General features: G+C 70.2%; 17 protein-coding genes and 2 pseudogenes. 6 read left to right on the forward strand and 13 right to left on the reverse strand.

The window, feature by feature from the left end; all coding sequences use genetic code 11:
* Positions 1 to 610: 610 nt before the first annotated feature.
* From tyrS to argC, 10 genes are all read right to left on the reverse strand, one after another.
* Complete coding sequence (gene tyrS / locus HHX30_RS17745; protein ID WP_169983086.1) at positions 611 to 1,876, reverse strand: tyrosine--tRNA ligase; 1,266 nt, start codon at positions 1,874 to 1,876, stop codon at positions 611 to 613.
* Positions 1,877 to 2,007: 131 nt separating this feature from the next.
* Positions 2,008 to 2,691: a DNA-3-methyladenine glycosylase gene (locus HHX30_RS17750; RefSeq protein ID WP_169983087.1), complete on the reverse strand. Its 684-nt coding sequence runs from the start codon at positions 2,689 to 2,691 to the stop codon at positions 2,008 to 2,010.
* Positions 2,673 to 4,085: an argininosuccinate lyase gene (argH, locus tag HHX30_RS17755; RefSeq protein WP_169983320.1), complete on the reverse strand. Its 1,413-nt coding sequence runs from the start codon at positions 4,083 to 4,085 to the stop codon at positions 2,673 to 2,675. Before argH ends, HHX30_RS17750 begins: the two co-directional genes overlap by 19 nt.
* A 233-nt stretch (positions 4,086 to 4,318) precedes the next feature.
* On the reverse strand, positions 4,319 to 4,462 hold the full coding sequence (locus HHX30_RS17760) for a hypothetical protein (RefSeq protein ID WP_169983088.1): 144 nt from the start codon (positions 4,460 to 4,462) through the stop codon (positions 4,319 to 4,321).
* Positions 4,459 to 5,043, reverse strand: a complete 585-nt coding sequence (locus HHX30_RS17765; RefSeq protein WP_310741933.1) for an arginine repressor — start codon at positions 5,041 to 5,043, stop codon at positions 4,459 to 4,461. Before HHX30_RS17765 ends, HHX30_RS17760 begins: the two co-directional genes overlap by 4 nt.
* Positions 5,040 to 6,032 carry an ornithine carbamoyltransferase gene (gene argF, locus HHX30_RS17770; protein ID WP_169983089.1) on the reverse strand — a complete coding sequence of 331 codons (993 nt, stop codon included), beginning with the start codon at positions 6,030 to 6,032 and terminating at the stop codon, positions 5,040 to 5,042. Before argF ends, HHX30_RS17765 begins: the two co-directional genes overlap by 4 nt.
* Positions 6,025 to 7,215 carry an acetylornithine transaminase gene (locus tag HHX30_RS17775; RefSeq protein WP_169983090.1) on the reverse strand — a complete coding sequence of 397 codons (1,191 nt, stop codon included), beginning with the start codon at positions 7,213 to 7,215 and terminating at the stop codon, positions 6,025 to 6,027. Before HHX30_RS17775 ends, argF begins: the two co-directional genes overlap by 8 nt.
* Positions 7,212 to 8,165 carry an acetylglutamate kinase gene (gene argB, locus HHX30_RS17780; RefSeq protein ID WP_169983091.1) on the reverse strand — a complete coding sequence of 318 codons (954 nt, stop codon included), beginning with the start codon at positions 8,163 to 8,165 and terminating at the stop codon, positions 7,212 to 7,214. The genes HHX30_RS17775 and argB overlap by 4 nt, the downstream gene beginning before the upstream one ends.
* The gene (argJ, locus tag HHX30_RS17785) at positions 8,162 to 9,316 is read right to left on the reverse strand and encodes a bifunctional glutamate N-acetyltransferase/amino-acid acetyltransferase ArgJ (protein ID WP_169983092.1); all 1,155 of its coding nucleotides are present in this window, start codon (positions 9,314 to 9,316) and stop codon (positions 8,162 to 8,164) included. Before argJ ends, argB begins: the two co-directional genes overlap by 4 nt.
* A 124-nt stretch (positions 9,317 to 9,440) precedes the next feature.
* Positions 9,441 to 10,463, reverse strand: a complete 1,023-nt coding sequence (gene argC, locus HHX30_RS17790; RefSeq protein ID WP_169983093.1) for an N-acetyl-gamma-glutamyl-phosphate reductase — start codon at positions 10,461 to 10,463, stop codon at positions 9,441 to 9,443.
* 191 nt (positions 10,464 to 10,654) lie between these two features.
* Here argC and HHX30_RS17795 point away from each other — a divergent pair, with 191 nt between their 5' ends.
* Both HHX30_RS17795 and HHX30_RS17800 read left to right on the forward strand, forming a co-directional pair.
* On the forward strand, positions 10,655 to 12,310 hold the full coding sequence (locus HHX30_RS17795) for a class I adenylate-forming enzyme family protein (RefSeq protein WP_169983094.1): 1,656 nt from the start codon (positions 10,655 to 10,657) through the stop codon (positions 12,308 to 12,310).
* A gap of 87 nt (positions 12,311 to 12,397) precedes the next feature.
* Entirely contained in the window at positions 12,398 to 12,772 is a 375-nt protein-coding gene (locus HHX30_RS17800) for a nuclear transport factor 2 family protein (RefSeq protein ID WP_169983095.1), read from the forward strand.
* A 185-nt stretch (positions 12,773 to 12,957) separates the two neighbouring features.
* On the opposite strand, the pseudogene HHX30_RS17805 reads toward HHX30_RS17800, so the two are convergent.
* Positions 12,958 to 13,989, reverse strand: a pseudogene (locus HHX30_RS17805) (serine hydrolase domain-containing protein); the annotation flags it as partial.
* A 161-nt stretch (positions 13,990 to 14,150) separates the two neighbouring features.
* On the opposite strand from HHX30_RS17805, the pseudogene HHX30_RS42730 reads away from it, so the two are divergent.
* From HHX30_RS42730 to HHX30_RS17820, 4 genes and pseudogenes are all read left to right on the forward strand, one after another.
* A pseudogene (locus HHX30_RS42730) lies at positions 14,151 to 14,465 on the forward strand (MFS transporter); the annotation flags it as partial.
* 64 nt (positions 14,466 to 14,529) lie between these two features.
* Positions 14,530 to 15,408 (forward strand): MFS transporter, encoded by an 879-nt coding sequence (locus HHX30_RS17810; RefSeq protein ID WP_311922528.1) that lies wholly within the window; start codon positions 14,530 to 14,532, stop codon positions 15,406 to 15,408.
* Between the two features lie 250 nt (positions 15,409 to 15,658).
* Entirely contained in the window at positions 15,659 to 16,822 is a 1,164-nt protein-coding gene (locus tag HHX30_RS17815; RefSeq protein WP_169983096.1) for a polysaccharide deacetylase family protein, read from the forward strand.
* A 64-nt stretch (positions 16,823 to 16,886) separates the two neighbouring features.
* Complete coding sequence (locus HHX30_RS17820; RefSeq protein WP_169983097.1) at positions 16,887 to 17,342, forward strand: Uma2 family endonuclease; 456 nt, start codon at positions 16,887 to 16,889, stop codon at positions 17,340 to 17,342.
* A 64-nt stretch (positions 17,343 to 17,406) separates the two neighbouring features.
* Here HHX30_RS17820 and HHX30_RS17825 read toward each other — a convergent pair whose 3' ends face one another.
* The gene (locus HHX30_RS17825; RefSeq protein ID WP_169983098.1) at positions 17,407 to 17,880 is read right to left on the reverse strand and encodes a hypothetical protein; all 474 of its coding nucleotides are present in this window, start codon (positions 17,878 to 17,880) and stop codon (positions 17,407 to 17,409) included.
* 8 nt (positions 17,881 to 17,888) lie between these two features.
* Positions 17,889 to 26,183 (reverse strand): DNRLRE domain-containing protein, encoded by an 8,295-nt coding sequence (locus HHX30_RS17830; RefSeq protein ID WP_169983099.1) that lies wholly within the window; start codon positions 26,181 to 26,183, stop codon positions 17,889 to 17,891.
* Positions 26,184 to 26,331 lie beyond the last annotated feature (148 nt).

Consider the following 26,331-nt stretch of genomic DNA (forward strand, 5'->3'; position numbering starts at 1 on the left):
TTCAAAGGAATCCGTCACCAACACCGAAGTGCTGTCATGACGGGGTCATGCATGATTTCATGCACTGGCTTTTAGCACACTGTTGAGTTCTCAAGAAACGGACGCGACCACCATCACCCAGAACCCGATCAACGGGTCCCGAGATCCAGGGCGATAACTTCCGTTCGGCCGACTCCGCGGCGATCGCCGTACCGCAGACCTGGAGGGCCATGCGATCCCAGCCGATGCTCTTGTTAGAGTGACCGCCCCTTTCGGGGCAACCACTCCATCTTAAACCCTCGCCCGCTTCGCGTCAAACCCTTCGGCTTGGCCGCGCCACGAACGACCCTGACCTGACGCGAGCGCCTCGTCTGGGTGGTTGTCAGAGTGGCTTGCCCGTCGGGGTCCGGCCGCCTGTCGGCGTCCCGCTCTCCCCGGGGGCGAAGAAAACATTAGGCAACCCGGGCCTGGCCGTCAAATCACGGCGAGATGGCCGAAACCCCAGGCCAGACGGGAACTTCCGACGCCGGCCGCCATGAACGCCACAGGATTGTTACCCTCGTCACAACAACACTTGACCAAGAAACAGCCGCCCTGGCCACAGGCCAGGGCGGCTGTTCGGTTCGGAGGGTCAGGCGATCTCGACGCCGCCGACCGTCTTCTTGCCTCTGCGCAGCACGAGGAACCGGCCGTGCAGCAGGTCGTCCGCCGAGGGCACGTACTCCTCGTCGGTGATCTTCGTGTTGTTCAGGTACGCGCCGCCTTCCTTGACGGCACGCCGCGCCGCGGACTTCGACTCCACCAGCCCGCTCTCCGCGAGCAGCTCGACGTACGGCGCACCCAGAGCCGGCACGACGGCCTTGGGCACCTCGGCGAGGGCGGACTCCAGCGTCCGGGCGTCGAGTTCGGCCAGGGAGCCCTGGCCGAACAGCGCACGCGAAGCGGCGATCACGCGGGCCAGCTCGTCGGAGCCGTGCACCAGAGTGGTCAGGTCCTCGGCCAGGGCCCGCTGCGCCTCGCGAGCCGCCGGTCGTTCGGCCACGGACTTCTCCAGCTCCTCGATCTCCTCCCGTGTGCGGAAGGTGAAGACCTTGAGGAAACGCACCACGTCGCGGTCGTCCGCGTTCAGCCAGAACTGGTAGAACGCGTACGGCGAGGTCAGTGCGGGATCGAGCCAGATCGCCCCGCCTGCCGTCTTGCCGAATTTCGTGCCGTCCGCCTTGGTGATCAGCTTGCCGGTGAGCGCGTGGACGTGCCCGCCCTCGACCCGCCGGATCAGGTCGACGCCGGCGGTGATGTTGCCCCACTGGTCACTGCCACCGAGCTGCAGGGTGCATCCACGCCGCCGGTACAGCTCCAGGTAGTCGTTGGCCTGCAGGATCTGGTAGCTGAACTCGGTGTAGCTCAGCCCCTCACCGGCCAGCCGGGCGGAGACCGACTCCCTGCCCAGCATGCGGTTGACGGGGAAGTGCTTGCCGACGTCCCGGAGGAAATCGATCGCCGACAGCTGCGCCGTCCAGTCGAGGTTGCTGACCAGCGTCGCCGCCGTCGGCCCCTCCTCGAACGACAGGAACTTCTCGACCTGCACGCGTATTCGAGCCACCCATTCCGCGACGATGTCGCTGGAGTTCAGCGCCCGCTCGGTGCTGCGCCCGCTCGGATCGCCGATCAGACCGGTGGCGCCTCCGACCAGGCCGATGGGCCGGTGGCCCGCTCGCTGGAAGCGGGTCAGGATCAGCAGCGTGGCCAGGTTGCCGACGTGCAATGAGGGTGCGGTCGGGTCGAAGCCCGCATACACGGTGATCGGACCGTCGGCGAGTGCCTTGCGCAGCGCGTCGATGTCGGTGGTCTGCGCGATCACGTCGCGCCACTCGAGCTCGTCGAGGATGTCAGCCATCTCCGACGTAGGCACGAGGTTGCCTGAAGTTGCGGTCACGGTCGTGGCTTTCGCTTATCGATGGTGGGTGTACGGGCTTCCGTACAAGCCTGCCTGATCACGAAACCTTATCGCCACTTCAACCCGGCGCGTCAGCTCGTGGTGCGGCCCCGGCGCCGGGGAACGTGGGCGCGGTACGGCGAGACGGTGAGGTCCCCGTCGATCCAGAACCGCCAGGGCGTGTCGGCGCCCGCGGACACCCCGGTGCGGGGGCCCGTCCTGACCTGCCCGGACGGCACGGGCCGGCCCTCGTGCACCCGAATCGGGCCGCCAGAGCAGCAGTCCGTCCCGTTGTGCTCCCGCACCAGGCCGAGCGCCACCGTGAGCCGGGCCGGCCCACGCGCGAGGTCACGGTCCGGGACCCGCCGCACCAGCCCTTCCAGGTCCGGGCCGGCGGCGTGCGGCATACGGCGGACGCGGGCGGTGTGCACACCCGCGATCACCTCGCCGGCGCGTAACAGGACGGCCGAGCCGGTGCCCGCGGGCATGCACACGAGGTTCGCACAGTAGTGCATGCCGTACGTGAAGTAGACGTAGACGTGCCCCGGCGGCCCGAACATGACCGAGTTGCGCGGCGTGCGCCCCCGGTAGGTGTGGGAGGCGGGGTCCTGCCCTGGCCCGCCGTACGCCTCGACCTCGCTCAGCCGCACCGCCACCGACCCGTGCACGACCACGCGGCCGAGCAGGTCGGGCGCGACCACGTCAGAAGGCCGGTCGAAGAAGTCGCGGCCGAGCGGCGCGCCCGCGACGCCCTCGATCAGTTCTCGTTCGCCCATGCCGCCTGACCGTCGACGACCTCCCGGAGGTTCGCGATCTGGTCGCGGACCCGGTCGGGCGCGGTGCCGCCGAAGGCGCTGCGGGCGGCCAGCGCGCCGTGCACGTTCAGCACGTCGCGCACGCTCGCACCCGTGGCGTCGACGGCGAAGTGCGGCGAGACCTTGGCCAGCTCGTCGTCGGTGAGCTCGCCGAGGTCCTTGTCGTTCACCTGGCACCACACGACGAGGTGGCCGACGGCCTCGTGCGCGTCACGGAACGGGACCCCGCGGCGGACCAGCAGTTCGGCGAGGTCGGTCGCCAGGGCGAAGCCATCGGGCGCGCTGGACTCCAGCTTGGCCTTGTTCACCCGCATCGTGGAGACCATGCCCGACACCGCCGGGAGCACCAGGAGCAGTGTGTCGACCGCGTCGAACACCGGCTCCTTGTCCTCCTGCAGGTCCCGGTTGTAGGTGAGCGGCAGGCCCTTGAGGGTCGTCAGCAGCGACATCAGCGAACCGATCAGCCTGCCGCTCTTGCCCCGGGCCAGCTCGGCGACGTCGGGGTTCTTCTTCTGCGGCATGATCGACGAGCCGGTGGAGTAGGCGTCGTCCACCTCGATCCACCGGAACTCCTGCGAGGCCCACAGCACGATCTCCTCGCCGAGCCTGGAGATGTGCACGCCGATCAGCGCGGCACAGAACAGGAACTCCGCCGCGAAGTCGCGGTCGGCGACCGCGTCCATCGAGTTCGGCGCGGGAGCGTCGAACCCGAGTTCGGCGGCGACGGCGGCGGGGTCGAGCGGCAGGGAGGAACCGGCCAGCGCGCCCGAGCCGAGCGGCGAGATCGCCGCGCGCCTGTCCCAGTCGCGAAGGCGGTCCACGTCCCTGGTGAGCGCGTGGACGTGGGCCAGAAGCTGGTGGCCGAACGACACCGGCTGGGCGTGCTGCAGATGGGTCATACCGGGGGCGGCGACGTCGGCGTTCTCCTCGGCCTGGCTGATCAGCGCCGTCTCCAGCTCGGCGAGCCGGGAGACGATCGTGCGGACGTGGTCACGCAGATAGAGGCGCAGGTCGGTGGCGATCTGGTCGTTGCGGCTGCGACCGGCACGGAGCTTGCCGCCCAGCGAGCCGAGCCGTTCGAGCAGGCCGCGCTCCAATGCCGTGTGCACGTCCTCGTCGGCCACGGTGGGGCGGAATTCTCCCGCGCGGCAGGCACGGTCGAGGTCGTCGAGCGCACCCAGCATGCGGTCGAGCTCCTCCTGCGTCAGCAGCCCGGCGCGGTGCAGCACCCGCGCGTGCGCGCGCGAGGCAAGCAGATCGTACGGCGCGAGCCGCCAGTCGAACTGCACGCTCACCGACAGGCGCGTGAGGGCGTCCGCGGGTCCCCCCTCGAACCTGCCACCCCAGAGCCTCATCGGCTTGTTGTCCGCCACCGTCTTCTCCCTCCGATATTCGAGTCCCTGCCGAAAAGATGACCGCGCGCCGTTCCCGCCCGGGCCGTCGTACGTAGATCATCGCGCCTGGTCCGGCTCCCTCAAATGAACCCTCGGCGCGTTTCTTCACGCGGATCCTTTGCGGGACTAATCCGCGACCTTAGCCGACGTACGCCCCGGTCCCTGCACCGGAACCGGGGCGTACACCGAGTCGATCAGGCCTGGCGGGCGTCCCGCGCGGCCGCGATTTCGTGCTCGTCGATCGAGTGCCTCGACCTCTCGACGACGTCCATCGGCAGGCCCTTCCCCTTGGCGACGGCGACTTCGCCGGAGGATGCGCGCGCTGCCCTGTCCGTCACTGTTCCCGCTCTTCGCTGTCGTGGGCGCGGACCTCTGCGGCGAGCTTGTGCCTGCTCACATCGGGCGTGCGGCGAGTGGCGAGGTTGAGCAGAGACTCCGCCAGCCCTTGCCCTCCGATGGGGTCACGGCTGATCACGAGGATCGTGTCGTCGCCGGCCACCGTGCCGAGGATGGATTCCCAGCCCGCGTGGTCGATGGCCGAGGCGAGGAACTGCGCCGCCCCCGGCGGCGTGCGCAGGATCACGAGGTTGGCCGACGCCTCGGCCGACACCAGAAGCTCCTCCGCGATCCTCCGCAGCCGCGCGTCGGGGTTCTCCGGCAGCCCGTTCGTGGCGCCGGTGCGGTAGAGGGGGATCCGTCCCCCGCCCTCGCCGGGCAGCGCGTAGACCAGCGTGCCGTCGTCGGCCCGCAGCTTCAGCGCGCCCAGCTCGTCGAGATCCCGGGAGAGCGTGGCCTGGGTGACCTCCACTCCCTGCTCCGCCAGGAGCTTGGCCAGCTCGGGCTGCGAGCGCACCTTGTGCCTGGTCAGCAGCTCCACTATGCGAGCGTGCCGAGCCGCCTTGGTGAGCGGGATGGTCACGACGCCTCCGCGCCCCGCGTCGCCAGCCAGTGCAGCAGCGCCTTCTGGGCATGCAGCCGGTTCTCCGCCTGATCCCACACAACGCTCTGCGGCCCGTCGATGACATCCGCGGCGATCTCCATCCCCCGGTAGGCCGGGAGACAGTGAAGGACGATCGCGTCCGGGGCCGCGAGGCCGAGCAGGGCGGTGGACACCTGGTAGGAGGCGAAGGCCGCGACCCGCTCGTCCTTGCCGTCCTGGCCCATGGACACCCAGGTATCGGTGGCGACGACATGCGCCCCGGCCACCGCGGCCTCCGGGTCGCTCACCGCTGTGACCGACCCGCCCGTCGCCGCCGCGATCTCGGCCGCCCGCTCCATGACCAGGGCGTCGGGGAGGTAGCCCACCGGCGCCCCGACCCGGACGTGCATGCCGGCCGTGGCCCCGCCCAGCAGGTAGGAGTGGGCCATGTTGTTGGCACCGTCGCCGAGGTAGGCGAGCGTGAGACCCCTCGGCGACCCCTTGTGCTCCCGGATCGTCTGCAGGTCGGCGAGGATCTGGCAGGGGTGGAACTCGTCGGTCAGCGCGTTCACCACCGGCACCGACGAATGAGCCGCCATCGCCTCGATGCGCTCCTGGCCCGCCGTCCGCCACACGATCGCCGCGACCTGCCGGGACAGCACCCGCGCGGTGTCCTCGACCGGCTCGCCCCGTCCCAGCTGCGACGTGCCGAGGTCCATGACCAGTGGCTGGCCGCCCAGCTCGGCGACGCCGACGGTGAAGGAGACCCGGGTGCGGGTGGAGGGCTTGTCGAACAGCACGGCGACCGTGCGGGGGCCCGCGAAGGGCCGGTAGCCGAACCTGTCCTTCTTCATCGCCTCGGCCAGGTCGAGCACCTGTGCCTGCTCCTCCGGCGACAGGTCGTCGTCCCGCAGGAAGTGCCTGACTCGCGCCGGGTAGCCGCCCTGGCTCGGGCCGTCGTCAGGGGTCAGGAGGTCGTCGTCAGGCATTTGCGGTCTCCAGGATGCCGGGCAGCGCGTCGAGGAAGGTCCGTACGTCGGACTCGGTGATCACAAGCGGCGGCGCGAGCCGTACCGCGTCGGGCTGAAGGGCGTTGACCAGGAAGCCGGCCTCCTGCGCCGCCGCCTGCACCTGCGCGGACTTCGGCGCGGTGAGCACGGCGGCCAGCCAGAGCCCTCGCCCCCTGACCCCCTTGAGCAGCGGGTGCCGCACAGCGGAGATGCCCTCGGACAGCAGCGCCCCCACCTTGACGACGTTGCCGAGCAGTCCGTCGCGCTCGATCGTGTCCAGCACGGCGAGCGCCGCCGCGGACGAGATCGGGTTGCCGCCGAAGGTCGAGCCGTGGTCGCCCTTGGCGAAGACCTCGCCGGCCTCGCCGAAGCCCACGCAGGCGCCGATCGGCAAGCCCCCGCCCAGGCCCTTGGCCAGCGTCAGCACGTCGGGGACGACCCCTTCCGCCTGGTGTGCGAACCAGTGCCCCGTGCGGCCGATGGCCGACTGGATCTCGTCGGCGACGAGCAGCGCCCCCGCCGAGGAGCAGATCTCCCTGGCGGCACGGAAGTAGCCCTCGGGCGGCGGGACGACCCCGGCCTCGCCCTGGGTGGGCTCAAGGAAGACCGCGGCGCAGTCCTCGGTCACCGCGTTCTTCAGCGCGTCCGCGTCCCCGTACGGGACGAACCGCACGTCGAGCGGGAACGGCCCGAACTGGTCGCGGATCGACGGCTTGCCGGTGAGCGACAGCGCGCCGAGCGTGCGACCGTGGAAGCCGTTCTCCGCCGCGACCATATAGGCGCGGCCGTGCGTCCTGCCGTACTTGATGGCGATCTTGACCGCCGCCTCGTTGGCCTCGGTGCCGGAGTTGGCGAGGAAGACCCGCGCCGGCTCTGCGAGCAGGGTGAGCAGCCTCTCGGCGAGCAGCACCTCGGGCTCGTGCAGGAACAGGTTCGAGGTGTGCGCGAGGGTGGCCACCTGCCGGGACACCGCCTCGACCAGGGCGGGGTGGTTGTGCCCGAGTGAGGTCACCGCGATGCCGCCGATGAGGTCGAGGTAGCGGCGTCCGTCCACGTCCCAGACGGCGCAGCCCTCACCGCGGGCGATGGCGACGGGCGGCACGCCGTAGTTGCGCATGAACGCCGCCTCGAAGCGTCCGCGCAGTTCGTCGTTGGTGGTCATCTGGCAACCTCCCCGTTGACGGCGCCGTCCGCCGTCGCCCCGATCCCGTCCGGCGCCGCCGGAACGGCGGCGTCGGGCTCGACCAGCGTTCCGATGCCCTCGTCGGTGAAGACCTCCAGCAGCAGCGCGTGCGGCACCCGTCCGTCGAGCACGTGGGCCTGCGGAACGCCGCCGCGCACGGCGGCCAGACATGCCTCCATCTTCGGCACCATGCCACTGGACAGCGAGGGCAGCAACGCGGCGAGTTCGGACGCCCCTATGCGGCTGACGACCTCCTCGCTGTTGGGCCAGTCGGCGTACAGCCCCTCGACATCGGTGAGGACGATGAGCTTCGACGCCTGGAGCGCCACGGCGAGGGCGGCGGCGGCGGTGTCGGCGTTGACGTTGTAGATCCCGCCGTCCTCTCCGCGGGCCACGGAGGACACCACCGGGATGCGGCCGTCGTCGAGCAGGGCCCGCACGGCTCCGGCCTCGACCCGGACGATCTCTCCGACCTGGCCGATGTCGACCTTGACGCCGTCCACGACGACGTGCTTGCGCTCGGCGGTGAACAGGTGGGCGTCCTCGCCGGACATACCGACCGCGAACGGGCCGTGCCCGTTGATCAGGCCGACCACGTCGCGGTTGACCTGGCCGACCAGGACCATCCGCACGACCTGCATCGCCTCGGGGGTGGTCACCCGCAACCCGGACACGAAGTGGCTGTCGATCCCGAGCAGGTCGAGGTGCGACTGGATCTGCGGCCCGCCGCCGTGCACGATCACCGGGCGCAGGCCGGCGTAACGCAGGAACACCACGTCGGCCGCGAACTTGGCCCGCAGGTGCTCCTCGGTCATCGCGTTCCCGCCGTACTTGATGACGACGGTCGCGCCGTGGAAGCGCGCCAGCCAGGGCAGCGCCTCGATCAGGGTGTGCGCCTTGTCCAGGGCGCCGTTCCGCCTGACGCTCATGACGAGTACGCCGAGTTCTCGTGCACGTACGCCGCCGTGAGGTCGGTGGTGTGCACGGTCGCGGTGTGCGGGCCCGCGGACAGGTCGACGGTGATGGTCACGTCGCGGGGCCGCAGGTCGACCTTGGCGCGGTCGTCCCCCGCCGCGCCGCCGCGGCAGATCCAGATGCCGTTGACCGCTACGTTGACCCGCTCTGCGTCGAACACGGCGTCGGTGGTGCCGACCGCGCTGACCACCCGGCCCCAGTTGGGGTCCTCACCGTGGATGGCGCACTTGAGCAGGTTGGAGCGGGCCACCGCGCGGCCCACGGCCACCGCGTCCTCCTCCGTCGCCGCGCCGACGACCTCGATGGCGATCGCCTTCGTGGCGCCCTCGGCGTCCACCAGAAGCTGCCGGGCCAGGTCCGCGCAGACGGCGGTGACGACCTTCTCGAACTCGGCGAGGTCGGGGCGCACGCCAGACGCGCCGCTCGCGAGCAGCAGCACCGTGTCGTTCGTCGACATGCATCCGTCGGTGTCGAGCCGGTCGAACGTCACGGAGGTGGCCCTGCGCAGCACCGTGTCGAGCTCCTCGGAGGTGAGGTCGGCGTCGGTGGTGAGCACGCACAGCATCGTGGCGAGTGCCGGCGCGAGCATCCCCGCGCCCTTGGCCATGCCGCCCACCATGTAGCCGTTCTCCCCACGGCGGAAGGAGATCTTGCTGACGGTGTCGGTGGTCCGGATCGCGTCGGCCGCCGCCAAGCCGCCGTCGCGGCTGAGCTGGGCGGCCGCGGTCCCCACCCCGCCGAGCAGCGCGTCGATCGGCAGCCGCTCGCCGATCAGGCCGGTGGAGCAGACCGCGACCTCGGCCGCGGAGTCGTCCAGGACCTCGGCGACCTTCTCGGCGGTGGCGTGGGTGTCCTGGAAACCCAGCGGACCGGTGCAGGCGTTGGCGCCGCCGGAGTTGAGGACGACGGCCCTGACCTGGCCTCCGCTGAGGACCTGGGCCGACCACAGGACCGGTGCGGCCTTGAAGCGGTTGCGGGTGAAGACGCCCGCGGCGGCGCGCGAGGGACCGTCGTTGACGACCAGGGCGAGGTCGCGGGCGCCGCCGCTCTTGATCCCGGCGGCGACTCCGGCGGCGCGGAAGCCCAGCGGTGCGGTGACGCTCATGCCGCCCCCCTGTCTGAAAGCTCGGAATCACGTCGTGCCGAAGGCACGCAGGTCAGTACCGCGCGAACCGCGCTCTGCCTATCGGTTCGCTCGCTCATGCGCGCCTCCATAGGGACGATCTTGCTCACGGGGCGACTCCATTGGTGGGAAGTCCGACTTCTTCCGGCAGGCCGAGAGCGAGGTTGGCGCTCTGGATCGCGCCGCCCGCGGTGCCCTTGGTGAGGTTGTCGATGGCGACGACGGCGACGATCCGCCCGGCCCGCTCGTCGAGGGTGACCTGCAGGACCGCCGTGTTGGCCCCCACCGTCATCGCGGTCGCCGGCCAGACCCCCTCGGGCAGCAGGTGGAGGAACGGCTCGTCCTTCACCGCCGTCTCGTACGCCTCGCGGAGCGTGGCCGCGGTGACACCGGAGGCGGCGGGAGCCGTGCAGGTGGCGAGGATGCCTCGGCTCATGGGTGCGAGGGTCGGCGTGAACGACACCCGGACCGGCCGTCCGGCGACCGCCGACAGGTTCTGCTCCATCTCCGGAGTGTGCCGGTGCACCCCGCCCACGCCGTACGCGCTGACCGAGCCCATGACCTCGCTGCCGAGCAGATGGGCCTTGGGCGCCCGGCCGGCCCCGGAGGTGCCGCTCGCGGCGACCACCACGACGTCGGGCTCGGCCAGCCCGGCCGCGAAGGCGGGGAACAACGCCAGCGTCGCGGCCGTCGGGTAGCAGCCCGGGACGGCGATGCGCCGGGCGCCGCGCAGGACCTCGCGCTGACCGGGCAGCTCGGGCAGGCCGTAGGGCCACGTGCCGGCGTGGGCACCGCCGTAGAATGCTGTCCACTCCTGCGCGCTGGTCAGCCGGAAGTCGGCGCCGCAGTCGACGACGAGCGTGCCGTCGCCGAGTTCGGCGGCGACCGAGGCCGACTGGCCGTGCGGGAGGGCGAGGAAGACGACGTCGTGACCGGCGAGCACGTCGGAGGTGGTCTGCTCGATCACCCGGTCGGCCAGCGACGGCAGGTGGGGTTGGTGGGCGCCGAGCCTCGTGCCCGCGCTGGACGCCGCGGTCAGCGCGCCGATCTCGACGTCGGGATGGCCGAGCAGCAGGCGGAGCAGCTCTCCTCCCGCATAGCCGCTGGCTCCGGCGATCGCCGCCCTCATCCGCGCCCCCGATTCTCCGCGATCACTGCATGGTCATGCAGCAGACCTCATGTTCTTGCTGGTGTAGAGAGTATGCAACGCAAAGCATGAGCATGCAAGCAGCGTTCCGAGGAATGGACATCTAGCCGCCGTACCTACCGGTCGGTATCGTGAAACCTCCGGTTGACGAACGAATCCGGGAGTGCGCCAGCATGACGATCACGAACGAACAGGTCCAGGCCCAGCTCACGGCGCCCGGGCAGCTCTTCGAGATGGACGAGGTCGAGGTCGGCGGTCACAAGATCCGGGCATGGAAGCATGCTCCGGCCACGTTCCGGGCCCTCCTGGAGATCACCCGGTTCCACGGGGACAAGGTGTTCGTGGTCTACGAGGACGAGCGCATCACCTACGAGGAGCACTTCCGGCTGGCCGCGACGCTCGCCAACCGTCTCGTGGACGACTTCGGCGTGCGCAAGGGCGACCGCGTCGCCGTCGCCATGCGCAACTACCCGGAATGGATCATCTCCTTTTCCGCCGTGCTCGCCGCCGGCGCGGTGGCCGTGCCGCTCAACGCCTGGTGGACCGAGCAGGAACTGGAGTACGGACTGGCCGACTCGGGCGCCAAGCTCGTGATCGCCGACGGCGAGCGCGCCGCCCGCATGGCCGGCAGCGGCCTGCCGGTGATCGTCACCCGCGGCGAGGGCGCCAACTGGGCGGAGGTCCTCGGCGAGGTCCGGGCCGACGTGACACTGCCGCAGGTCGAAATCGGCCCCGACGACCCCGCCACGATCTTCTACACGTCAGGCACCACCGGCAGGTCCAAGGGCGCCCTCGGCAGCCACCGCAACCTCGGCCAGGCGCCGATGACCGTCGCGTACGCGATGATGCGGACCGTGGCCATGGCCGGCAGGGACGTGGCCGCGGCGGCCGAGAAGCGCAGGATCACCCTGCTCACCGTGCCCCTCTTCCACGTCACCGGGTGCTTCGCCGTACTGATGACCACGATGTTCAGCGGCGGCGGGCTCGTGCTGATGTACAGGTGGGACCCCAAGCGGGCCCTGGAGCTCATCGAGCGTGAGCAGGTCACCGTGATGAGTGGCGTGCCGACCAACGCCTGGCAGCTGCTGTCCCACCCCGACCTGGACAAACACGACGTCTCCTCGCTTGGCTCCATCTCGTACGGCGGCGCCCCGGCCCCGCCGAAGCTGCTGGAGCGGCTCACCCGGACGCTCCCCAACCGCACGCCCGCCAACGGGTACGGCATGACCGAGACGACGGCGCTCGCGATCTACAACAGCGGCGCCGACTACCTGGCCAAGCCCGACAGCATCGGGCTGCCGCTCGCCGTCGTGGACGTCAAGGTCTGCGACCCGCTCGGCGCCGAACTGCCGCCCGGCGAGGTCGGCGAGCTGTGCATGCGCGGGCCGATCGTCATCATGGGCTACTGGAACCGCCCGGACGCCACGGCCGAGACGTTCGTGGACGGCTGGCTGCACACCGGGGACCTGGCCCGCATCGACGAGGACGGCTTCGTCTACATCGTCGACCGCGCCAAGGACATGGTCATCAGGGGTGGCGAGAACGTCTACTGCGCCGAGGTCGAGGCCGCCCTGTTCGAGCATGCCGCGGTGGACGACGCGGCGGTGATCGGCATCCCGGACGACGAGCTGGGCGAGCAGGTCGGCGCGGTCGTACGGCTCAAGCAGGGCGCCGGCGCCACCGGCGAGGAGCTCCAGGAGTTCCTGCGCGGCCGCATCGCGGCGTTCAAGGTGCCGGTGCGGTTCTGGTTCAGGGAGGCCGAACTCCCGCGCAACCCCGGCGGCAAGGTGCTCAAGACCCACCTGCGCAGGGAGACCCTGGGCCTCTAGAGTTACCTGCCACGTAATCGCCCCTCCTCGGGGGTCCGTGACACCGTTCACGTGTCGTCACGGAAGACATCCCCGAAGGAGTGGAAGATGACCGACTACACCGCCCTGGCCGAGCGTTATGTCGCCGCCTGGAACGAGCGCGACGCCGAGGCCAGGGCGAAGGCGGTGGCGGAGCTGTGGGCCGAGGACGGCGGCTACACCGACCCGCTGGCCGCCGTCACCGGACACGACGGTATCGCCGCGGTGATCGCCGGTGCGCAGGACATGTTCCCCGGGTTCGTGTTCACCCTCGGCGGGCCCGTGGACGGCCATCACGACATCGCGCGCTTCACCTGGCACCTCGGCCCGGAAAGCCCCGGCGGGGCGGCCGAGCCGGTCGTGATCGGCTTCGACGTCGTGACGCTCACCGAGGACGGCCGGATCAGGGACGTGTACGGCTTCCTCGACAAGGTCCCCGCCTGATCGGCCGCCCCGGATCGCGGTGCCTCTCGGAGCCCGGTCCCCCTCGGAGCCGACGGCTGCGAGGGGACCAGGGTCGCCGGGCAGAACTCCGCGACGTTCGCCGCGGTGGTGAGCTCCCCCTGGTTCACCTTGTCGCCGTTCAGGTCGAAGGACAGCGTGTGGCGGCCGTCACGGGTGCCGGCCATCCAGGTGAGCGAGCCGAAGATGGTGCCGCCGTGCCCGTACACGGTGACGCCGCAGGGCAGCGTGACCATCATGACGCCGAGCCCGTAGCGGTAGGGGCCCGGCCCGTGGAAGACGTCCGACTTCGGCGTCGGGGTGAGCATCTCCCGCAACAGGGGCGCAGGCAGCAGGCGCCCGGACAGCAACGCCGAGTCGAACCGGTTCAGGTCGCCGACCGTGGAGATCATCTCCCCCGCGGCTCCGGCCCAGGAGGGGTTGAAGCGCTCGATGCCGTCCTTGCTGTACGCGTGGATGAAGGGGGCGCGGACGTCCGGCGAGGTGCCGGGCAAGTAGGTCGCCCGCAGGCCCAGCGGACCCAGCACGCGCCTGGTGATCTCCTCGGCGTACGTGTGCCCGGTCACCCGCTGGATGATCATGCCGAGCAGCGCGTAGTTGGTGTTCGAGTACTCCCAGGACGTCCCGGGCGGGAACACCGGAGGGTGGCTGAGCGCGAACGCCACCAGCCGGCGTGACGTGAAGGTCGTGAGCGGATCGCGTTCGAGCCCCTCCGGCACACGGCCGTCCTTCGTGTAGTTGAACAGCCCGCTGGTGTGGTTGAGCAGCATCCGGACAGTGACGGCCCGTCCGTCGTTGCCGTTGCCGGCGACCAGCCCCGGCAGCCACCGTTCGACCGTGTCGTCCAGGCGGAGACGGCCCTCGGCGACCAGCTGCAGGACGACGGTGGCGACGAACGTCTTGGTCGTGCTGCCGATCCTGAACCGCATGTCCGCCCGGGGCCTGCGCCGGGTTCCGGTGTCCGCGAACCCGCGCGTGACCGTCGTCGTACGGCCGGCCCTGGACACCTGGGCCAGGGCGCCCGGAGATCCCTCGCTCACCGCCCTGTCGAGGACGGCGCCCAGCGCCGCCTCCGCGTCACGCGGCCGCCATCCGGGGCCGGCCGTTCCCGGCACGGGAGCGACGGGTGCAGCGCCCAGGACGAGAGCCGGCACGGTCAGGAAGCGAAGCATGATCGTCCTGCACCAGGTGACGCCCATGCCGACTCCCTCCGCCGGGGCCGGGCGTCCCTCCGGGGGCGCGCCGGCCGAGCCGCAGGACCAGCATTCCCGCCACGCCCGCACCCTCACACGGCGTGGAGGGCCGGAACGGACCGGCCGGGGGAGCCCGGAAAACGGGTTGCCTCTCCCGGCCCGAGCGGATGAGATGGCTCGTCGTACCGGACGCTCCCACCCGTTCCCTCGTGTCCCTCGCCCGCCGGTTGCGGCTGGATCTCAGCCCACTGCGCGAGTTGCGCGACTTCCGCCTGCTGCTCGGCTCCAAGCTGATCACAACGCTCGGCACGATCGTCACGACCGTGGCCGTGCCGTACCAGATGAAGCAGCTCACCGAGTCCTATGTCGCGGTGGGCCTGGTGGGCATGGCCGAGTTCGTACCGATGGTGGTCTGCGGCCTGTGGGGCGGCGCCATCGCCGACGCCCACGACCGGCGCTCGATAGTGATCCTGAGTGAGCTGGGGTTGTGCCTCTCCTCGGGACTCCTGCTCGTCAACGCGCTGCTGCCCCGGCCGCAGGTGTGGGGTGCTGTACGCCGCCGGGGCGCTGGCCGCCGGGCTCGGCAGCGTACGCGCGCCCAGCGAGCAGGCGATGATCAACCGTGTGCTGCCGTTGGACCGGATGCCCGCCGCGTTCGCCCTGCAGGGCCTGTTCCGCAACGCCGCCATGATCGTCGGACCGGCGGCGGGCGGTCTCGTCGTGGCCTCACTCGGCCCGGCCGCGTCCTACGGCGTCGACGTCGCCACATTCCTGCTGTCCCTCGCGCTGCTGGTCAGGGTCGGCGCCGTCGCCCGTGCCGATGAACCCACTCCCGCGTCGCTGCGCTCCCTGCTGGAAGGCGTGCGGTACGCGCTGCGGCGCCCCGACCTGATGGGCACCTATCTCGTGGACATCGCCGCGATGGCCTTCGCCAGCTCCACGGCGCTGTTCCCCTTCCTGGCCGAGGACCTCGGCGCGTCCAAGGCCGTCGGAGTGCTGTACGCGGCGGGCGGCGTGGGCGCGGTGATCGCCTCACTCACCTCGGGCTGGACGGCCCACGTCCATCGGCACGAGCTCGCCGTCATCGCCTCGGCCGCCCTGTGGGGCGTCGCCGTGGCGCTCGCGGCCCTGATGCCGGACGTCTGGCTGGTCTTCCTGTTCCTCGCCGTCGCCGGCGGCGCCGACATGGTGAGCGGCCTGTTCCGCGTCACCATCTGGACCCAGACGATTCCCGACTCCCATCGCGGACGGCTGGCGGGGATCGAACTGCTGTCGTACTCGACCGGGCCGATGCTGGGCGACGCACGGGCTGGGTTCATGGCCCGGCTGGGCGGCACCCGCTTCTCCCTGGGGGCGGGCGGACTGCTCTGCCTGGCCGCGGTCGGGCTGATGGCGGCCGCGCTGCCGAGGGTTCCGCCGGTATGACGCGAGGACCGACGAGCACGCGCTCGCCCTCCGGCAGCCGGATTCCGGGGCGGCATGAAAAGTTCATCCGAACTTTCAGCACTACAGGGCCTACTTTATCGGTTCACATACTGAAATGTTTCTATTGAACCTTTGACATGTTTCGGAGCCGTTTCCCACAATGATCCTCGGCGAACCCCGGGGGCCGGGCGGCACTCCCCAACCGGCGAACCGCGCCGTCCAGCCCTCACCCCCTACTGGAGGAGCACACATGGCCGACAGCGCCGCGCCCGTCACCCGACGAGCACGCTTACGCACAACCCTCGCCACCGCGCTCGCGGGCGTCCTGACCGCGGCGCTCGCGACCGTGACCCTGTCCGCCACGGCCGCCGAGGCGGCCGACTGCAGCGCCGGGTACGTGGGCCTCACATACGACGACGGGCCCAATCCGAGCAACACCACCAACCTGCTCAACACGCTGAAGGCCAACGGCCTGCGGGCCACGTTCTTCAACATCGGCCAGAATGCCCAGAACAACCAGTCCCTGGTCCGAGCGCAGGTGGACGCGGGCATGTGGGTCGGCAACCACAGCTACACCCACCCGCACCTCACCCAGCTGAGCAGCTCCCAGATCCAGTCCGAACTGCAGCGCACCCAGCAGGCCATCCAGCAGGCCACCGGCTCCGCGCCCAAGCTGTTCCGCCCGCCGTACGGCGAGACCAACTCCACGCTGAAGTCCGTCGAGCAGCAGCTCGGCCTCAGGGAGATCATCTGGGACGTCGACTCCCAGGACTGGAACGGCGCCAGCACCTCGGCCATCGTCCAAGCCGCCGGCCGCCTCCAGAACGGCCAGATCATCCTCATGCACGACCAGTACTCCACCACCGTGCAGGCCATCCCCCAGATCGCCGCCAACCTCCGCAGCCGCAACCTCTGCGCCGGCATGATCTCCCCCACGACCGGCCGCGCGGTCGCCCCCGACGGCGGCACCCCCGTCTCCCCGTCCCCGACGATCCCCCAGTCCCCCAGCGCGACTCCCACCTCCGGTGGCGGCAGCGGGGCGATCAGGGGGGTGGCCTCCGGCCGCTGCCTGGACGTGCCGAACGCGAGCACCTCGGACGGCACCCAGGTACAGCTGTGGGACTGCAACGGCCAGACCAACCAGATCTGGAGCTCCACCTCTACCGGTGAGATCCGGGTGTACGGCAACAAGTGCCTGGACGCGGCCGGCACCGGCAACGGCGCGAAGGTGCAGATCTACAGCTGCTGGGGCGGCGACAACCAGAAGTGGCGCGTCAACTCCGACGGCTCCATCCAGGGCGTCCAGTCCGGGCTGTGCCTCGACGCCGCCGGCGCCGGCACCGGCAACGGCACCCAGCTCCAGCTGTATTCCTGCCACGGCGGCAACAACCAGAAGTGGACCTGGAACAGGTAGCCCGCACCTGTGGCCCGCGGTGCGGAACACCCCGCGGGCCACGACCCGGCCGCCTCCTTGTCGTATGAACCTGGCCGTCGGTCTCCTGCCGCGTGGGCTGACCGCCAGGAACGGTGCGGCGCTCTCCGGGAGCGCCGCACCTTCCCGCTGTCCAGGTCTCCTCCATGGCCCCGGCACCGTCTCGGAACGGCCCGAGCCCGACGTGTGTGTCATTCAGGTGGAGGCGGATCACGGACCGGACCAGACGGCGTACGAGGCGGGCGACGTGCTTCTGGTCGTCGAGGTCGTCTCGCCGGACTCGGAGGAGCGGGACCGCAAGCGCAAACCGCAGCTCTACGCTGAGGCCGGTATCGCGCACTTCTGGCGTATCGAGAACCAGACCGGGCGGCCCACGGTCTACGTCTACGGGCTCGACCCGGCCACCACGTCGTACGCGCTGACCGGGATCTACCACGACCGGCTCAAGCTGTCGGTGCCGTTCGAGGTCGACATCGACCTCACGGAGGTCGACGCTCTCTGAGCAGGACCGGCCTGGCCCCCCGGCAGCCGAGTCGTCGTACGGCCGGAGGGTACAGGCTGCAGCGTCAGCCGCAGATGCTTCTCGCGTAATCCACGAACTGACTTTCCGTGAGAGTCTCCCCCGGATATCCGCCGGCGATCTGACCCGGCTTCAGCTCGTTCAATTTCTCCAATGTGAAGGACGACTGCCCGAAGTTAATTTCCTTACCCGAACCGGGCCAGGCCATGAGGCGGTAGGTGATGCCGGGCGTCAACCGGGGGTCGCCGGAGAGAAGGGTCCAGTCTGATCCCGGTGACTTCAGGTTCAGCGTCGCGAAGTGGTCGCCGCCTTTCGTGGTGGTGAACTTCGCCACCAGCTTCTCCGACTCCTTCTCCTCGATGAAAACCGTGATCTGCCGGGGCGGGGAGTCGTCGCACCAGGTGACGGCGACGGAGGGCGCGTCGTCCTGCGAGCGCATCACGCGGACCGCGCCTCCTTCACGCTGGGAGCAAGCGGTGAGCACGGCTACCAGCGTGCTGGCTGTCGCGACGACAAGCACGATCCTGGTCAGAGACATTGCGTGTAGTTCCCGTCCTTCCAGCCGGCTTGCTCCTCGAACGCGTTGCCGCAGGGATCTGCGCCCTCCAGAAAGTACAGGATAGCGAATGCGAACCAGATACCCGTCATGTCCGCATAGTGATACCACTGCTGAGCGTGACGATATTCATGGTGCAGCAGTGCGCGGTGATCACTGTCCAGAGCGACCTTCATTGGAAGCTTCGTCAGGAACACCCTGCCGATCGTGTAGCCGATACGGCCCTCCGGAAACAGGAAGTCGGGCAGGCCTCCGCAGACGAACAGGCCGGAAGCGGGTGCACAGGGACTCCCGAAGTACTTCGACGCCCAATCGATGAGTTTCGACTCGACGACCGCGAGCTGATATTCGGACCCGAAATTCAGCCCCGCGCCCGCCAGGGACACGAAGCCCCGCATGAGGATTTCCGCCGCCTTGCCGAGGCCGTATTTGTACTTCTGGAAAATCGCCTTTGACGCACTTTCGAGCATGCCGCAACTGCCCGCCCTGCCGGTGATGACCTTGCAGAACGCCTCCTTGACCTCGCTCCAGCCCTTCTTCGAGAAGGCCGCCTTGAGCTTGGCCATGAAGGCGTCGGCCTTACCCGAAGGCAGGATGGCCTCAGGGTCGATCGTGCCGTCCTTGGAGATCCTCACGTTTTTGACGATCTTCCACATGAGGTCGAGCTCGTCGTAGCTGAGCCTCGGGTCGTACGCCGCCATGTAGGCGTCTCGCCGTACCTTCGACGCGTCCCAATAGCCCTTGGGCGCCTCCCGGCCGTTGGGCATGACGCCGAGCTCCCTGGCCCGCTCGTCGGTGAACTTCGGCTGCCGGTCCTGGAATTCCGGGGAGTACATGTAGTTGATCCACCAGTTCCAGGCGGAGTCGGTCACGTGGCACGTGCCGTTGCTGCAGATTTCCCCGCCGCAGGCGTAGCCGGCGAGGCAGACCTCGACACCGTAGTGCCCAGTGGGGTCGACGCTGGTGAGAGGCGTGGCGTCGCCGTAGGTGTAGCGGTTGGCCCGGACGGAGGGGACCGGATCCAGGGTCATGGTGTCGCGGGAAGCGAAGGTGCCGCTGCCGGGCCGGTACCAGCGGGCCGCCATGTTCACCTTGCCGGTCGCCGGGTCGGTGTAGCCGCCCTGGTAGCCCAGGTCGCGGGTGGTTCCGGTCCGGGCGACGACCTGCCCGAAGGGGTCGTAGGCGGTGGAGTCCGCCAGGCTCGTCCCCTGGGCGGCGAAGGTGCCGACCAGGTCGCCGTGCAGATCGGTCAGGGCCATCTGGGGCCCGCCGGCACCGGAGACACCGAGCAGGTTGCCCAGGGCGTCGCGCCCGAACGCCTGCTTCGTGGCGCCGTCGGCGCCGGTGACGGTCAGCAGACTGTCGGTCAGCCCGTCGTAGGTGAACCGCTCGGTGTCCTGGCCCTTTGTGCGGGTGGTCATCCGGTCCAGCGCGTCGTAGCCGTATTGCACGTCCTCGTCCTGCACCAGCCGGTCGAAGGCGTCGAACTTGGTGATCGAGACGCGGCCGTCGGTGTTCTTCTCCGCGAGCGTGCCTCGTGCGGTGTAGGTGTAGGTGCTACCGCCCCCTGAGACGAGGCGGTTGCGCTCGTCGTAGGTGTAGGTCTCGTCACCGGCCCGGATCCGGTTGCCGGCCGCGTCCCAGCCGTACTCGGTGCTCTTTCCGTCCGGGGCGGTCCACGAGGTGAGCCGCCCGGCCCAGTCGTAGGTGTAGGTGTTGGCGCCCGCGCCGGCCGTGCCGCTGGTGGTCTTGGAGACCACGTTGTCGTCGCGGTCGTAGCCGTACTCGGTGGTCGCGATCTGACCCCCCGAGGGCGACTTCAGCTCGTCCTTCATGAGCCGGTTCAGGGGGTCGTAGGAGAAGGTGCGGCTCGCGCCGCCCTCGCCGTAGCCCAGGCTGGTCAGTCGTGAGGCGCGGTCGTACCCGTAGCTGACCGTCGTCCCGGTCACCGGGTCGGTGGCCTGGGTGAGCCGGTCGTCGCCGTCCCAGGAGAAGGACGCCGTACCGGCCGCCCCGAGGCGCTGAACCAGCCGGCCGTTCGCGTCGTAGCCGTAGGCGTTGAGGTCGCCGCCCGGGCCGGTCACCTTGAGCAGCAGACCCCGGTCGTTGTAGGCGAATGCGAGGTCGCCCGCGCTGGTGAGGTGGCCCGCGAGGTCGTACCCGAAGGTCTTGTCGGCGGTCGCCGCCTCGGCGCCGCCGCCGGTCTGCTTCGTGAGCCGGTTCAGCTCGTCGAAGGTGCGATTCACCCGGACTCCGCCGGGCTCGATCTCCACGACCGGGTTGCCGGCGCTGTCGTAGATCGTGGTCCAGGTGCGGTCCGCGGCGCCGGGGTGTGCCGCGGTCGAGGGCTCGACCACCGATTCCACCAGGTTGAGCGCGTTGTAGGTGAAGATCGTGGAGTTTCCGCGCCCGTCGGTGAGCCGGGTGCGCGATCCGATCGCGTCGTAACCGAAACGGGTGAGGATCGTCTCGTCGGCCGAGACCGGCTCATTGACCTCGATAAGGCGGTTGCCCGCGTCGTACGTCTGGCGCAGGGTGTGGCCTTCGGGGGTCGTCCGGCTGATCAGGTTGCCCGCGGCGTCATAGCCGAGCGCCTGGGTGCGGAGCAGGTCCCCGGAGGATGAGAACTCCTTGATCGCCACCTTGCGGCCCGCCCGGTCGTACTCGTTGACCGTGCTCGCCCCGGTAGGCGTCGTGGCCTTGGCCGGTCGCCCGGCGAAGTCGTAAGCGATGGTGCTCGTGTCGCCCATCGCGTCGGTCTCGGCCGTCACTGCGCCGGCCGCGTCGTAATCGCGCGTCAGGACGTCTCCCGCGGGCCGGGTCTGCTTGGTGACCCGGCCGGCGGCGTCGTACTCCAGCCGCGTGACGTAGACGGCCGGGCTCGGCCGCCGCTCGATGACCGTCTTGGTGATCTCGCGTCCCAGGTCGTCGTAGGTCGACTCGGTACGCGCACCCGTCGGGTCGGTCGTCGACAGCAACTCTCCCGCCAGGTCGTAGGTGTAGGTCCATTGACCGGCGGCCGCGGAACCGGCCTTCGGATCAGTGACCCGAACGCGGCGGCCGAGTCCGTCGAACACCGCCGTGGTGACCTGACCGCGTTCGTCGGTGGTGCTGACCTGCTGACCGGCCGCGTCGTAGCCGTACCTGACGATCGGAGTGATCGCCGCTCCTCCCGGCGGCGTGTAGGCGGGCTTTGACGCGGAGGTCAGCCGCCCCGCCCTGTCGTACGTCGCGAGCGAGGCGCGGCCCTCCGGGTCCACGACGTTCGTGAGCTCCCCGGCGGTGTCGTAGCCCATCGTGGCCGTGGGCCGGGTGCGGGCCGGCGCGCCACCGCCCCGTTCCACCATGACGGGCGGGTAGACGGCTTCCACCGCCCGCTCGGCAAGGTCGTAGCGAATGGTCGTGGTGTAGTCGTCCGCGTCCGTCCCGGGCCGGTTGCCGCGAGGATCGGTGATGCCCACGATCAGGCCGCGGTCGTCGACCGCGTAGGTGGTCACCAGGTCCTCGTCGTCGCCCCGGACCGTCTTGCGTACCGGCTTGTCGAGCTTGTTGTACTCGAACTCGGTGACCTCGGCACGGCCCGCTCCGGCCGCGGTCTGGGCGATCTCGGTGATGTTGTCGTTGGCGTCGTACTCGTAGGTGGTGGTCCGGGCCAGCTTCGCGGGGTCGAGGGTCTTGGCGACCAGCCGGCCGGCCGCGTCGTAGGTCGCGTCAACCCGGGTGAGGCCGCCGTCGGTGACCTGCCTGATCAGGTTGCCGACCGCGTCGTAGACGTCCTCTTCGAGCACCACGTCGGCACCGGTCGCGGCTCCGTTGAGCCGCGCACCCTTGGCGATCTTCTGGGCCTGGCTGTCGTCGGCGTAGTAGGTGAACACGGTGGTCCGTCCCATGGCGTCGGTCCTGCCCGCCAGCCTTCCCGCCGGGTCGTACGCGAGGGACTCGACGACGACGTCCTCGGCAGCGGCCGGATCGACCGGGCTGCCGGTCCAGCCGGCCAGGGTCGTGGTGGCGAGCTCGTCGCGGGCCGTGTAGGCGTAGTGATAGACGCTGCCACGTTCGTCGGTGAAGCTCGTCCTGCGGCCCTTGTGGTCGTAGGCGTACCGCTTGACACCGCCCTCGGGCCCGGTGACGGTTTCGACGCGCCCGTAGTCGTCGTAGGTATAGGTCGTCGTCCGGTCGGGGTCGCCGCCGGTGAGGTCGGCCGACACCTCGGTGAGTTTGTTCCCGTCGGCGTCGTAGGTCGTGCGCTGCTCGCTGGTGTGGGTCGTTCCGGTGACCTCGTTCCTGACACCGGCTCCGGTGGTGCGGACCAGCCGTCCGACGGGGTCGTAGCCGTACGAGGTGGTCGCCCCGCCGGGAACCGCCGACGAGACCTTCGTCGTGGCCGTCACCCTGCCGACGGAGTCATGGGCGAACTTCAGGACCAGCCCGGACGGCTGTGTCGTCGTCGCGAGGTCGCCGGCCGAGGTGTAGGCGAGAGTCGTCGTGTTGCCCTTGCGGTCGGTCTGCGTCTTGAGCAGCCCGGCCGGGGTTGTACCGCCGCCCACGGCCGCCTCGGTGCCGTCGGTGTACGTCCAGCTCGCCGACCGTCCCGAGGGGAATCCGGGGGTCGCCGGCCCGGTCAGCTTGATCCTTTCACCGTGCTCGTCGTACTCGATCCTCGTCAGGTAGGTGTCGTCGGCGGAGCCCGACGACCGGGCGTCGCGGATCTCGACCGGCTGGTCGTTGCGGGGATCGAACAGGTCGTCGCCGTCCACGTGGTACGTGCGGTACTCCGTGCCGCACGACCCTGCCGTCCTGCAGGCGGTCTTCGCCAGCACGTTTCCTCGTCCGTCGTTGACCGACTGCCGTACGTTGCCGTTGGGGTCGGTGACCTTGGCGACGAAACCACCGGTGTCGTAGTCGAAGCTCGTCTTCTTGCCGAGTTGGTCGGCGGAGGAGACGAGCCGGTCGTCGCGTGAGGCGTCGCTGACGTAGGTGAGCGCGCCGTTGTGCGGGTCGGTGACCGTGATGGTCGCGAGGGACGCGCCGGTGGCGTCCTTGGCGTATGCCGGGGTCGACAGTTTCCACAGGCCGCCGTTCGCGTCGGTGTGGGTCATCAGGCGGCCGCCGTCGGCGGCGTAGGTGTTCACCGCCGCGACCCGGCCCGACGCCTTGGTGATCTTCGTGAGCTGGTGGCGGACCTGCCGGGTGCGGTAGTGGGTGAGGATCTGCTCCAGACGCAGCGGCTTGTTGTAGACGGCGACCTCGTCGATGGAGCCGGCGAAGGGGAAGGGCCGGCTGGAGGTCACGGTGCCCGGCCAGCTGGAGGACGCGAAGCCGTACCCGATTCGGGCGTCCCACTGGCCCAGGTGCGTGATCTGCTGGGAGAGGCTGCCCACCTGCCCGCCGTCCAGGTAGAGGGTCTGGGTGGTCCCGGCTCCCGACAGCGCGACGTGGTGCCAGTTTCCGTCGTTGACGGCCGTGGCACTGGTGATCGGGGCGGCCGTTCCCGTCCAGAACTGGCCGCGCAGTCTGCCGTCGGTGCCAACGTAGATCGCCGGGGTGTACACGCTCGGCGCGTCGGTCGCGGAGTTCTGGTAGCCGAGGATGGTGCCGGAACCGGTGGTCTTGAACCACGCCTCGATCGTGGTGTCGCCGCCCAGTCCGTTGATCACACCTGCCGGCAGGGCGACGTACGCGGAGCCGGTCGCGCCCTTGAAGGTCATCGCGGTGTCGGACGAGCCGTCCAGCGGAGCCGGAGTGCCGCCGGTCGCGTCCGCGGTGCTCCCGGCGAGCCTCGCGTCGCCGATCCCGGAGATCGACTTCATGGCGTTGGTGATCACGCCACCGATCCCGGTGCCGGTCTCGTTCAGCCGCCAGTATCCGACGGGCCTGCCGTCGAGGACCGAGCTGCGGTACTGGGAGCGGTCGCCGTACTCGTAGCGGACGCAGGCGTTACCCGACGACGGCGGGCAGACCTTGACGAGGTGGTCGCCGTCGTAGGCGTAGGTCCAGGTGATCGGGGCGCCGTTCACCGCGTCCGAGGCGACGCCGGTTACGTGCCCGCCGCCCCAGGTGAAGCTGAGCGACCGGCCGCCGGTCGCGGTGACCGTGGCCAGCTTCCCGTTGCTCCCATACTGGAGGGTCTGCGTACGGCCCCGGCTGTCGGTGACCTTGACCAGCCGTCCCGCGGAGTCGAACCAGTAGGAGGTGGACTCCTTGTCCATCAGCCGCCAGCCGCCCCCGCTCTGCGTGGCCAATGTGGCGTATGTCCCGGCCGGGGACGCGTAGGTGCCGTCCCCCTTCTCGGCGAACCGCCACTGCCGCCCGTCGGGATAGGTGATCAGCACGGTGGACCTGAGCGGCTCGTTCTCCAGCCGGGTGTCCCAGCGCGTGGTCCAGCCCGCCCCGAACGCCCCGTCGGTGCGGGGATCGAGGCTGTTGTAGGTGCGCACCACCGACAGCGGCGGCCCCACCGCGGCGACCGCCAGATCGGTCTCGGTGTGGGTGTAGTTGCCGGTCACGTGGTTGAACTCACGGCCGTCCGTGCCCGCGGCGAGCAGAGCGTTGATCGAGTCCTGCTCCGGGACCGCGGTGAAGCTGCGCCAGGACGACGTCGCCGTCGCCGCACTGGTCGCCGCCTGCGCGTACCACCAGTAGGTCTTGCCCCACTGCAGCTTGCCGGCCGGGACCGTCCACGCGCCCTTCACCCATGTCGACGACTCACACCAGGTCCAGTCGTCCTTGGGGCCCGCGCAGACCTGGTACCAGTACGACGTCGCCGCCTCGCCGGGCGCCTGCGCGTACGCGGACAGGGCCGGCGTGAGCGATCCGACCTGGGTGTTGTCGGCGGGGGTGAACTGCTGGAAGGTCACGGTGTCCAGCGGCATGGCGGTCACCCGCGCGGTCTGCCAGTCCGACCAGGCCGAGTAGGCCGAGCCGTCGTTGGCCCGGGCCCGGTACTGGATCGTCTGCCCGTCCGACAGTTTCCCGGCGGGGACCGCCACCGTCGCCTTGCCGCCGGCCGCGACCCCGGTGGCGGTGCCGCTCCACACCAGAGAGCTGCCCACCTGCACCTGGAACTCCCCGCTGAGGCTGTCGCCGTTCACGTCCGACAGCACGGCCGACAGCACCGGTGTCAGCGAGGTGACCACTCCCCCGGTCTCCGCCGCCACGGTGGGGGCAGCCGTCGGGGCCGCCACCGTCGGCGCGGTGTTCGGCGGGGTGTAGGTCAGGGTCAGGACGGGTTTGTCGGACGCCTCGGCGGACGCGAACTCCCGCACCGCGGTGCCGGTCCCCTCCGTGCCCATCAGCCGCACGCCGTAGTTGCCGGAGGAACCGGAGACCCATCCCTTCGCCATCGTGGTGACGTCCCATTTCATGCCCTTGGGACTGGAGCTGCCGCACGAGCCCGAGGACGGGGAGACGTTGGTCCCCGCGATCTGCGACCGGTCGGCCGGCGGCTGGTCGTACCAGGCGACGCTCGACGACCACGACGATGTGACCCGCGCGGCCGTCACCGCCATGGTGCTGCACGCGGTGTTCCTCGAATTCCACAGCTGCAGTTCCGCGCCGGTCACCGTGGCGCCCGCGGGGACGGCCGACAGGTTGAACCGCACGAACGCGCGGTCGCGCACATAGCTGGTGGGACTTTCGTAGTAGTTGGCGGACGTCCCCACCACGAGTGAGGAGGAGGAGGGGTGACCGGACCCGAGCTGGTAGGTGCCGTCCTGGTAGACCGTGGTCTCCACGTAGGTGTCCGCGCTGACGGGGGCGGCCACCTGGGTGGTGAGCGTCCCGTTGCTGTTGGCGTAGGTCCGGGAGGTCTCGGTGGTGGCGCTCTCGACCAGCACCTGAGACTTGGTGCGCCGCGCGGTCTCCAGCGCGGCGGCGACCTCCGCCTTCTCCCCCTCCGGCGCCGTCTTCTTCGCGGGCTTCCCGGCGTCCGGGGTAGGCGACGGATTCAGCTCCGTGGGTAACGGCGGAGGGGAGGCCAGCCCGCCCTTGGCCGGCTCATCGGACGTCGTGTGGCGCTCGTCGAGCGGCAGACCGCCCTTCGGGCGCTCCGCCTTCTCCTGCGACGGGGACACGCCCGACGCCCGGGTGGCGGCGGAGTCGACGAGGTGCGGCAACCCCGCGGCGGAACCGGGCAGCTGGACGGGCGGCTTCTCCACAGAGCCGGCCGGGGAAGCGGGCGCCTCGAGCGTCGTCCACAGTGCCTGCGCCGCGGCGGGAGAGGGCGTGAGCTGCACGATCCCCGGCAGGGCCACCGCCAGAGCCAGCATCCGGACCCGGGCGTACCACCGGCCGCGTCGAGATCCTGGCCGTGCCGGAGCCGGGCGCCCGGGTGACCCGCGCTCCGACGACACCGTCACCGACACGAAACGCGCACGGCGGAAAAGGCGCACTGGTCCCCCTGCGATACGGCCCGAA

The organism is Microbispora sp. H10836, from assembly GCF_012999525.1.
Taxonomy (GTDB): domain Bacteria; phylum Actinomycetota; class Actinomycetes; order Streptosporangiales; family Streptosporangiaceae; genus Microbispora.

Coding starts and splice junctions, on each gene's coding strand:
- tyrS (WP_169983086.1), bottom strand. CDS start 1,876: ATGGCTGACATCCTCGACGAGCTCGAGTGGCGCGACGTGATCGCGCAG.
- HHX30_RS17750 (WP_169983087.1), bottom strand. CDS start 2,691: ATGGGCGAACGAGAACTGATCGAGGGCGTCGCGGGCGCGCCGCTCGGC.
- argH (WP_169983320.1), bottom strand. CDS start 4,085: ATGAGGCTCTGGGGTGGCAGGTTCGAGGGGGGACCCGCGGACGCCCTC.
- argF (WP_169983089.1), bottom strand. CDS start 6,032: ATGCCTGACGACGACCTCCTGACCCCTGACGACGGCCCGAGCCAGGGC.
- HHX30_RS17775 (WP_169983090.1), bottom strand. CDS start 7,215: ATGACCACCAACGACGAACTGCGCGGACGCTTCGAGGCGGCGTTCATG.
- argB (WP_169983091.1), bottom strand. CDS start 8,165: ATGAGCGTCAGGCGGAACGGCGCCCTGGACAAGGCGCACACCCTGATC.
- argJ (WP_169983092.1), bottom strand. CDS start 9,316: ATGAGCGTCACCGCACCGCTGGGCTTCCGCGCCGCCGGAGTCGCCGCC.
- argC (WP_169983093.1), bottom strand. CDS start 10,463: ATGAGGGCGGCGATCGCCGGAGCCAGCGGCTATGCGGGAGGAGAGCTG.
- HHX30_RS17795 (WP_169983094.1), top strand. CDS start 10,655: ATGACGATCACGAACGAACAGGTCCAGGCCCAGCTCACGGCGCCCGGG.
- HHX30_RS17800 (WP_169983095.1), top strand. CDS start 12,398: ATGACCGACTACACCGCCCTGGCCGAGCGTTATGTCGCCGCCTGGAAC.
- HHX30_RS17815 (WP_169983096.1), top strand. CDS start 15,659: ATGGCCGACAGCGCCGCGCCCGTCACCCGACGAGCACGCTTACGCACA.
- HHX30_RS17820 (WP_169983097.1), top strand. CDS start 16,887: ATGAACCTGGCCGTCGGTCTCCTGCCGCGTGGGCTGACCGCCAGGAAC.
- HHX30_RS17830 (WP_169983099.1), bottom strand. CDS start 26,183: ATGCTGGCTCTGGCGGTGGCCCTGCCGGGGATCGTGCAGCTCACGCCC.